Raw genomic sequence first — 11009 nt, 5'->3', positions numbered from 1 at the left:
CTTGATGACGATTCATCTGTCGAGCTGCTACTACTACTGCTTGATGATGATGACTCTGTTGAGCTGCTACTTTCGTCCGTACTACTTGATGACGATTCATCCGTTGAACTGCTGCTTTCGTCCGTACTACTTGATGATGACTCATCCGTCGAACTGCTGCTTTCGTCCGTGCTGCTTGATGATTCATCTGTGGAACTGCTGCTTTCGTCCGTACTGCTTGATGACGATTCCGACGAACTGCTGCTACTGCTGCTTTCCTCTGTACTGCTTGTCGGCGGTGTTACTTCACCAGCGTATTCGTGCGCGCCGATATCAGTTTTACCATCAACTAGGCCGTTACCAAAGTAATCTCGTCCGCCATTATCAGATATATTAGCCCCAGCATCAATAGCAGGGGATGCGCTGGTTAATTGATAACCTGTTACACTTCCCAAACCGATTCCGCCTGAACCTGGTGCGGACATCACTTGCGCTTCTATTGCTTCATCTTTTTTAATAGCACGATCATGCGGAATACCGCCATGAGTAACATTGGTCGTAGCTCCGTTGAGTTCGACCTTAGGATTTTTTACAATAATTGGATTTTTTTCATTATTAGGAATATTAGTATATCCATAATATAAATTATGGTCGTATCTTACCGTTGCTCTGACTGCTTCACCATACTCAGCCGGTTGCCAGAATGGTGTTACATTAGCACTTTCGTTGTAGAAAATATTGTTGCTCATTTTTACATAGCCAGGTTCTTCCTGACTCATTACCGTGATATTCGAAGTATCACCAGTGTACATAGTGTTGTTATAGATTTGTGCGATATCTCCTTCAGCAATTTTTCCGCTATCAGGGTTTAATCGATTAGACACTAAGAACAAATGCTTTCGATCATTTTCGCTAATATTATATCGAATTAAACTATTAAAATTTTTCGGTGAACAAATCAACATAAAACCACCTTGATTATGGTGACTATAATTATATTGATAGGTCGTACCTGTTCCCGAGTCACAATCAAAACCTTCGCCATCATAATTATCAACCGTATTTAATGCTTCATTAAATTGAAAATTAGGGTAATAGCATAACCAAGGCCAGATTCCGGCATTTACCTGCCAGTATGAACCTTTCAAGTTAGGATCGCTCAATCGTGGATCATTTTCATGACTCTTACTAGCCCCATTTGAAACATTATATTGAATCAAAGGTTTGTAAGAATCAAAAAGGACGATCGCGTCCCCGCCCGCATCTTCCACATAGTTATTTTCAACTAATACATTAGTATGTCCATATGTTTGGATCTTTCCAGGATCAATTTTAGTCGGCTCGTCTTCATTCGTAATGATGCTCTCATAAACGCTGGCACCAATAGATATTCCTGTACGAGTGACATCTTCCACATGACAATTTGTTACGGAGATATTGTTGAATCGAGTGATTTCTCCTGTAGGCTGTCCAGTGACTGTGAAGTAAATACCGCCATTTCCCCAATTCTTTGCATGGACACTGCCGTTGACATCCGTGACTTTCAAATTATCCAAATGAATGTTTTGTGTTAATCCATTATTTTTAGCTAAAACATAGACGCCCACTCGGCCTTCTGGAGAATTCGGGATTCCTTCGCCAGGCATATCATAAGTTCCATGGTTAGTAACCGATAAATTACTTATTGTCCAGCCGCTGGCGTTATACAAAGTAACGGCTGAGTAGATTTCCTTGTTTTGCTGCTCCATCTGAGAAACATACCCTTTTCCACCACCATTAATTGTCGCTTGACCATTATTATCGCCATAGCTCTCAATAGTGATTGGGGCTTCTTCAGTTCCTTCACCGTTTACTCTGCCCTCTAAGAACAGCGTATCGTTGAAGACACTTTCTTCATGGATTCGGATCGTGTCGCCAGGTTGAAATTTTGTTTTCTCGATTTTATCCAACGTTCCCCATGGTTGATTGGGGCTTCTGCCAGAGTTATTATCGCTACCCTTAGTCGCATCTACATAGTAGACATCCCCTGCTGCTTGAACTTCTTTTGGCCACACAACTCCAAAAACAACTGGCATAATTAAGGTCAGCACCATCCATATACTAAATACCCGTCTCCTCATTTTTTCCTCCCTAACTTACTTTCTACATCTGCTTGTTGGGTCCATTTTTTGACTTCTGCTTGGTACTGCTCTTTTTCGAGCTTGATTTTAATACTCTCTTGAACTTCAGCCAGCGGTAGGATCGTTCCTTCTTGAGAGGAGAGGCAATAATAACTCCATGCCCGACTCTTATCCCCAAAGACAGTACTCCACGTATTTGGTTTTAACGTATCTACCACCTGAAGCTCATCATCCCGATACTTGAGCCAATTACGCAGCTCAGACTCATTAAGCACTACCTTCTCATAATTGACATTTGTATCTCCTTCAATCTGAGTAAGATCGATTGGTTTGCTCGCTAACTCTTCGATCATCGCTTTTGATGATTGAACTCGATAAAGTTCTTTTGAATCAATTGCCTTGAAATCCTTTTTGTTTTTGTTGTAATAGTTTTTTACGGCCTTCGCAGAAATACGTTTGCCTTTTTTTTCTTTTAATTGATTGATCACATTGCTCAACGAATAGTCATAAAAGGTTTCTTCACTGTACTTTCTCAAACCGTAAATAACCTGCTTCTTTTGAATCTTTTTTTCGTTTTCTTGATTGACCTTTTTCATTTCTTTGACTAGTTCAGCGTAGTCATCAATCGTTTCGATCTTCATTTTTTTTGCTTGCTGCAACTGGACTTTATCTTCAATGATTTGCTTTTGAAGATCGTCTTCTTTTAAGTTGGGATTGATTTTTTGATAGAATGCATATTCCTCTTGACGAATTTTTTGATCGTTCACCTTCATTACCCATTGGTTGCTTCGCCATACCAGAAAAATTACACAGATCAAAACAGCCAGTAAAAGAAGACATAGTTTTTTATTTTTTATAATTATTTGTTTAAGTTTAGTAAGAGGTAGATTTTTAGTTAGCCAGTTCTTCATAAACGAAATCTCCTAAAACATAGATTTGATCAGCTTGCTTAATCTGAATTTTTTTTGATTTTGGTTTTAGTGAAAAGGAAGGATCATTGATCTTTTTCACTTTTGTACAAGCAAAAATAGCCGCTTGCTGATCAAACTTCAACCCATAGTTTTTTCCATAAACCGCTGGGAAACTCACTTTTCCTTCTTCATCTGAACGCGCAATCACTTTTTCCCCATCAATTTGGATCGCATTTTTTCCTCTTTTACCAGTTAAATGCACCACTTGATCCGCAACAGGTTTTTGCGTTGCTTGATCTAGTAAATAAAAGGTCAGTGTATACTTCCGACGGCCGATCATTCCAGCACGAATAATTCGGTAAATTACCCAAATGAGGAGCAACGTGCTCAAAATAGCAGCAGCCAATAATAATAGTTGTTTTAGTTTTTTTCGTTCATCGACAGCTTTTTTCTTTTGATCCATTTTCTTCGTATAAGGAACGCGGTGTCCCCGCACCAACAAACGATGAGAATTGACCCCGTAAGGCGTACAAGTCATCAAGGTCACGTAATCCTTACCATCAACGATCAAAAGATCTTCCGTATCTGTAGGTTCGATCACTTTGATCTGATCTACTTCGTACGCGTGTGTCTCAGATGCTGCTTCAATGTAAAAGGTATCTTTTTGCTTTAAATCAGGTAAATTGGTAAATAGTTTCGCCTGTTTTAACCCTCGATGGGAAGAAATAACCGCATGAGAATTTGCTCCGCCTCGTAATGAAGAGGTTCCTTCTAACAAGGAGGCGCCTTTTGATAAGAAATAATCATTGGTCTTATCAAAAATCGGCAGTTTTACATCAATTTTAGGGATCACGAGCACCCCAGCTGTATGCTGTTCGACATAAGAGGGAGTCGGCTTTGTTTTTTCATCTTTTTTTCGGACTTCTTCTGAAAATGGCTCGCCATCCGAACCAGGATTTTTTTCCTTACGAGCTTTACGGTCCCGTTCTTCCATCGCTTCTTGCTGCTTTTTGATCTCCGCCTGATTTTTTTGCGAAGCTTCTCTTTGATACTTTTCAACCATTCTTTGATCAATATAATCATTGATCCCTTGGCTGACTAATGGATAGAGAAGAAGTGACAATCCAAAAAGAAAGGCAACCAAAAAAAATAATCGTTGGAGCATTCTGCTAACAGAATTTGAATTATTCTTTTGCTTATTCTTGCTAGTTTTCATAGTTGCCTCCTTTTTTTGGTAAAAAGACAGCAACGAAAAAGTTCCCTCGTCGCTGTCTTTCCTGAATATTATTTAATTAAGCTTCTTTTCTTTGAGAACGAACATAACCTAAACCAACAACCGCCATTACTAATACGCCGGCTGCCATCATTAGATAGATGCCTGTACCACCAGTTGATGGTAAGCTGCCTTTTTGTTTATTCGCTACTTCGATAGGGGTATTGCCAAATGAAGTTTTAGTTACTTCAAATTCAACACGACTTGATAATAAAACATACTTGTCATTTGCTGTTTCAGTTTCTTCTAAATAGTACTTGCCATCTTTCAAGCCTTTAATCGTGATTGAACCATCTGTACCTGATGTGAAGGTAGTAGCTCCAGTTAAAGCAGCAACCCAAGTCACTTCGCCATCTGTGCCAATGTTAAGGTATTTAGCAGAATCACTATTAGCATCACGTACAACAAATTTAGCACCAGCTAATGCAGCATCGCCATTTGAACTATCAACTTTTTTGAATTTGTGTCCACCAGTGTAAATTTCTGAACCACTGCCAGTATTTTCGTCATGGTCAGTTGTGATTGTTGCAGTATTATTAATATCTGCTCCTGGTGCAGCTGTTTCTAATAATTCCATCTTATAAGACATCGTCAATGTCGCATTAGGTTTCATCTTAGAAATTCCTGCTGCATTAAAAGTAACTTTGAACTCTCCAGCTGTAGTAGTATCTAATGCATAATCAGCAGTTGTGAAAGTAGTAGTACCATCACTAAGTGTCAAGGTAGTTTGGTCTAATTTCAAATGTGTTCCATGAGTATCTTTGATGATGAAGTTAGCATAGCGTGGCGTATCAGCTACTCCGTCGCCATCTGTATCAACTTGGTCAAGAATCCCGCCTGGAATAGTTGTTTTAACAGTATAATCAATCTTGTCTCCGACATTCACAGTTCCACCAGTATTGGTTTTTTCAACTTGGATGTCATCGTTTTGAATAGCATTCGCACCAGTAAATTCTTTTGAAGTGTTCAACGCATCTAAAGTAAATTGTTGATTGATTGCATTATTATTAATAGTGTAATCATCTTTAGATTTTACCTCAGTTAAATAGTACGTACCGTATAATAGACGGTCTTCTTCAAATTTACCAGTCGCATCAGTAACAAATTTATGTGCATCAGCTGCTACATTTGTCCAAACTGGTGTATCTGCACCATCAAAGTCTTTTAGGTACATAGTTCCCGTACCGTTATATACACCGTCTTTATGAATAACAAATTCAACACCAGCTAAAGGAATAGTATTATTGTCTTCATCTTTTACATTGGCGATTTTTTCAACTTTAACTCCTGCCGTTTGAACGACATTTTTTGGATATAAATGGATGTCTGTTAATGCAGCACCAGTAGAATCTTCAAGTGGTAATGCGACTACCATGTTATCTGCAGTTGTAACACCAGCCATCGGCGTTTCAACGATGACGAATACAGAGTTTTTACCATTTGTTTTGTCTGGCAAGGCGCTGAATGTTAAGTCACCGATGTTGCCTGTTGTAGCTGTCGTCTTTGTATCAGCGAGTGTGCCAGATGCATAATTTACTTTTACTTCTTCAGAAGCTTCAGGCATTGTATATTTCTTTCCAGTATCAGGATTAGTCGTTTCTAATAATGTATAGAAACTATCAGTAACATTATAGATTTTGAATTCTACGCCGCCAAATCCAGCTATTCCGTTAAACTCAGTCATTATTTCCCCGGTATTTTGGATAACTGTCGGTGTGCTGTCATAACGTTTCTTGTGCAAGTTGATATTTATGTTTCCTGCTGCATCAGCGGATAAGGGAGCTCCTAACCCTGCCAATAATGGAACCAACATGATAAGTGCCGCCAAAAGAACTTTAAGCTTGTTTTTCAATTTTTTATTCCTCCATTTAATCTATTTTTTTCTTTTTCAAAACAAATACAATACTGACCCCTAAAATGATCAGACCACCAACAACCCCTCCGTTTTTGATTGTTTCTCCCGTCGAAGGTAAATTTTTTGAAGCAGAAGTTTTCGTACTTGACGTATTTCCTTTTTCTGTTTCATTTCCTCCGGTATTTGGAAGTTTACTATTCAGTACTTCTAGTAAAGCGGCAGCATCCGATCCAATCGTATACGTGTTTTTTTCCACTTTGAAGCTAACTGCTTTATCTGGTCGGCTGTAGCCATCAGGTGCTTGAATCTCTTCAATCATGTATGTCCCATAGCGCAAACCTTTTACTTCAAAGTAACCGTCTTTATTAGAAGTTGTTCTAAATAGCTGATCATCATTTTTAGCATCATCTGTTTTTTTCCAAGCATAATCTTTGTCCAAATATTCGTTTTTCTCATTCTTCACTACAAAGACTGCTTTTTCTAATTTTGTATCACGTGCATTCGCGTCAACCTTAACAAAGCGATAACCGCCAGTAACGACTGGTTTAGCAGAACTGGTAAGTTCTTCATCCTTTGTTGAATCGTTGTAATGAAGCGTTGCTTTATTAACAAACTGTTTATCTGGTTCCGCTCCTGCTTGAAGTTTCATTTGGTACGTGATAACTAATGTTTCTCCTTGGTATGGACTCAGAACTTGCGGGTTAAAATCCATTACAAAACCATTCTCTTGAGAAGCAAGAGTATAAATTGTTTTTGGTACTTCTTTTCCATCTTTAGTACTTACTTGAATCGATTCCAGATTTGCCTCTAATTGCGGGTCAGGCGTATCAACGATTTGAAATTTCTGGAATGTCTCGATTGAACTAGGTATATTAAGCGATAGTTGATAAGAAATCGTCTCACCGTAAGCAAAATCACTTTGTTGTCCAATTAGTTCTTTAGTGATTCCCGGTTCGGCTGGTTCTACTAAACGCCCATCATTTTTAGAATACACATGCAAAGGTCCATCTGTTCCTAGTTCATCTCCGGTCTCTTCATTTCGTACTGGAAGATGAATAATTAAATTATCACTTGCCGATGCTTCACTGACAGATGCTGTCTCAATAAAAAGATAACTCGCATCATAGTTGCCAGATTTTTTATTCAATGAAAGCTTGATCACACCATCCGTATCCGTATTTTTTCCTTGTTTATCTGGAACGGACATACGACTGGTCACTTCTCGTCCAACGACTTTCATCCCAAGATGGGTAGGCAATTCCTCGCCTACAGCAACTCCAGCGACATTTTCCTTCGTTAATTCCTTCGCTGTATCTAACGGGATAGTCAGCGAAGTCGGATGGTTTCTGACATAACTGGTAATGTCGACGATTGTATATTCGACACCATTTATTCCTTTTGTATCTTGCAGCAAGTCCGCAGCAGCCGATTTATCATTGATCGCTACACGCTTATGCAAATAAGTCGTTTGAACTTCTGCCGCCTGACTTTGAGTGGTAAAAAGAAAGGCTGTGACTAAGGTAAATAAAACCGCAAAGATTAATGATGGATAACTCAACTGTGTTTTACGCATTTTATTCACCTACCTTTCTGCGACGATATTCAATCGTGAAAGCAGACCCTACAACGATGAATAAGATCACTACTGAAAGTAAGAGTTGGTTCCAGATCCCTTTTCCACCGGTCTTCGGCAACAGGATCTTCGTTCGTTTGTTTTCGACATTGAGCGTTAATTTCTTCCCGGTATTGAAAGTTACTGAAAAGGAGTCTGTTTCGGCTCCATCTTGATTGGTGTAATAAACTTCATACCCCGAATGATCCACTTCTCGTAATCGATATGTTTCCCCTTCGGTCAAAATATCTGCCCAATCAGTAATTTTCGTAGAGTCATTGTCAGCTTGTTCGTAGAAAGTAATCGGCACTTCTGTGTTTTTGCTGCTCACTGCCGACTTCCCATAAGCTACGACTATATTTGAACTATTGACCAATTCAAACTTGAATGTCTCACTAGTGAAAAGTCCGGTGCCGGTAACTTTCTTCGTCGCTTCAAAATCAAATGAATCTGCATTCGTTACTTCAAGTGAAATTGCCTTATCATTATCATTGAAGACAACCTCAAAAATATTGTTATTCGTTCCGCTTCCGCCCGAGTAAGCGACATTATAGTGCTGCGTATCCGGTTCGATCAATTGATATTTTTCGCCTTCTGTCAGCACAGCCGCCCAGTCGGTGATAATTGAGCTTGGATCGTAATCAGCTTGTGTGAAAAACTCGATCGCTGTTTTCTGATTCTTGCCGCCGATCGTTGCTTTTCCGTAAGCTTTGACTTTTCTGGTCCCAGTGGCTTCTCTCAGCTCAAACTCAAAAACTTTCCCCGGTGTAAATGCCCCAGAACCGGTAACTTCTTTAAATGCTTTAAAGTCATACGCGTCTTTATTAGTGACATCGACTTGAACAGATTGTACAGGGGCACTCGCATTAGCTGTATGAGTGACTGTAAAATCGTTGCCGTTCACACCGCCGATAGAATAGCTGACTGCATAATCGCCACCCGATGTCTCAACTAATTTATACTGGCTGCCATCTTGTAAAATCGTTCCCCATTGTGAGTCCGCGATTTTATTCGTGTAAGCCGCTTCTTTATAAAACTCAATTGGATAACTCGTGTTCTTGTTATTGACACTGGTTTTTCCATAAGCAACTGCTTTTCCAGCGCCATTTTGAATTTCAAATTTAAATTCCTTTGTTCCACTAATAGTACCGACTCCTGCTACTGTTTTAGTAGCCGTAAATTTATACGTATTCTTATTGGTTCGCGTAAAATTCACAAAAGTTGGTTTAGAAACGGTTTCGACGGTAAAAGGAATCGGTGTAGAATCAAGAACATAACCTGATGGTGCTTTCGACTCAACTAATTCATAGTTACCAGCTTCCAACCCGTCTGTTTGTATCTTTCCGTACTCATTCGTAGTATATGTCTTAACATAGCTACCATTCTTATAGAGTTCAAACTCAGCACCTTTTAAAACATCGCCGGTTTCTTCATCCGTTTTTTGTAATACTGCATAAGTTAGATTTTCCAACTCAGCAGAACCGCCAATTTCTTGGAAGTCGACATGTGTCGCAGATTCTTTTTCAACTTCGTTCGTAATGTACGTAGCTTCGTTTTCGTAATTTCCTGATCCGCCTTCAACAATGACTTGGAAAGAAACATCGTAAGCGACGATCTGCCCTTTACTTGGACTGATCTTGGCATTATCTCCGCCAATCCCGTACAGCTTGCGCAACTCATCTTTTTGCGTAGGTGTTAGATAGCCCGCACGATTAATCAAAGTCTCTACTACACCGCCATTAATCTCGTCATAGTAAAATGCATCCGAACCTGGTGTGTCTCCAACTGCAACTAAAACTGACTCGCGCCCATTGCTATGTTTATACACTCCATACGCACGTTTCATCTCTTCATGAGGATAATTCCGCACACGTTCGAAAAAGTCTTCATAGGTTTCATCTTCTTTAGGATTAATTCTAACGAAAGCATCATGAACCTGGATATCGCCATCGCCTAGACCATAAGTTGCGAGTTTCCCATCATCAGTCATGATGTTGACTGGAACAGTGATCCACATCGAATCGTTATTGAACTTCACCCCTGCTGGTAAATGGTCAACTAAAATACCGGCCTTTTGTTCTTCAATCGTATTACCCGCGACTTTTCCATTCGCTTGAAAAGTATCTACCATCTCACCCAAACTAGTGTGATTGACGTTAAATTTCCAAGTGATAAGGTTTTGTCCCTTAACTTGATAACCGCCTTTTTCAAACTCTTGATCCTCTTCTGGATACTCATTTACTTCACTAGGTCCATCTTCCGGATCTGGTGTTGGAGTTGGATTAGGTAAAACTGTGATTGGTGATCCATTTCCATTTCCGCCGCCATCAGAATTCCCTTCTTTTTTCGCTGTACCGTAAACTTGAAAATTCCCAGAAATTTTTTCAGCATCTACACCTTCTTGTTCTAAGGTGACAATCACGATGCTATTTTCGATCTTATAAGTACCGATCCGCACTCCTTCAGCATCCCGTAAAATATAATCAGATGCAGAATCTTTAAAACGGAAAAACTCAGAAGATGGTAAAGTAACCGTGAAGGTACTTCCAGCATCTACGTTGGGTACGGGATCGATTTTCCAAAAGAATTGGAAGCCGACGACATCACCAACTACTACTTGATTCGTCCCGGAAACCACTTCGCCATTTACGGTTACGACAGAATGCGATATTTGCACATTGCCGGTAATGTCAGCAATCGCACGCGGAGCCTTTGCTGGTTCAGGTCTGACTATATCTGAACTATTTACTGTTGCTGATGAATAGTCGAACTTATCGAAAAAGACAATATTTTGTCCTTCATTCAGAACAGAAAAACCAAAATCTACTATTAAATTAGTTGTATTGATTTTTTCATAGTCGATTTCTAATTCCAGAACGTTCGTCTTCACTGAAGCCTTGACTCCATTTGCTGGATCTGTTTGATTTTCGATTCCTTGTACTCCTTCTGGTAACGGAATAGTCAAGGTCTCCTTATCTAGGCGATCAATATTATTTGCAGTTAATTCAACTTTTCCAGATAATGTTTCATTTAAAGGAAGTTGATCAATCACTTCGCCCTTGCCGTTCATAGCAGTGAACGCATGAATGTTCCATTCCGTTGCTTCTTGTGTTTCACTTGAAGCTGATCCCGGAAATTGGATCAAAGACAAGAGTATAACTACTACTGAAAATAAATTGAACAGCTTTTTTTTCATTTCTCCCCTCCTAAAAACTAATATTGTGGTGCTCTTCAATATTTATTTCTCACGAACAAGTCA

5 protein-coding genes and 1 pseudogene are annotated in these 11009 nt (G+C 39.4%); all 6 read right to left on the bottom strand.

The features are described from left to right. Positions 1–2099 (bottom strand): annotated as a pseudogene (locus A5875_RS23725) (right-handed parallel beta-helix repeat-containing protein); the annotation flags it as partial. After that, positions 2096–2866: a peptidyl-prolyl cis-trans isomerase gene (locus A5875_RS14980; RefSeq protein ID WP_141108305.1), complete on the bottom strand. Its 771-nt coding sequence runs from the start codon at positions 2864–2866 to the stop codon at positions 2096–2098. The gene A5875_RS14980 and the pseudogene A5875_RS23725, both read right to left, overlap by 4 nt. A gap of 124 nt (positions 2867–2990) precedes the next feature. Next, positions 2991–4226: a class C sortase gene (locus tag A5875_RS14975; protein WP_088934327.1), complete on the bottom strand. Its 1236-nt coding sequence runs from the start codon at positions 4224–4226 to the stop codon at positions 2991–2993. A 76-nt stretch (positions 4227–4302) separates the two neighbouring features. After that, positions 4303–6135, bottom strand: a complete 1833-nt coding sequence (locus tag A5875_RS14970) for a SpaH/EbpB family LPXTG-anchored major pilin (RefSeq protein WP_088934326.1) — start codon at positions 6133–6135, stop codon at positions 4303–4305. Between the two features lie 16 nt (positions 6136–6151). Then, on the bottom strand, positions 6152–7711 hold the full coding sequence (locus tag A5875_RS14965) for a SpaH/EbpB family LPXTG-anchored major pilin (protein WP_088934325.1): 1560 nt from the start codon (positions 7709–7711) through the stop codon (positions 6152–6154). Position 7712: 1 nt separating this feature from the next. Beyond that, the gene (locus A5875_RS14960; protein ID WP_088934324.1) at positions 7713–10946 is read right to left on the bottom strand and encodes a prealbumin-like fold domain-containing protein; all 3234 of its coding nucleotides are present in this window, start codon (positions 10944–10946) and stop codon (positions 7713–7715) included. Between the last annotated feature and the right edge of the window lie 63 nt (positions 10947–11009).

This window comes from Enterococcus sp. 3H8_DIV0648 (assembly GCF_002140655.1).
GTDB classification, from domain to species: Bacteria; Bacillota; Bacilli; order Lactobacillales; family Enterococcaceae; genus Enterococcus_A; species Enterococcus_A hulanensis.
Note: the sequence above shows the minus strand (reverse complement) of the source record. Positions and strands in the feature narration are given on the sequence as shown.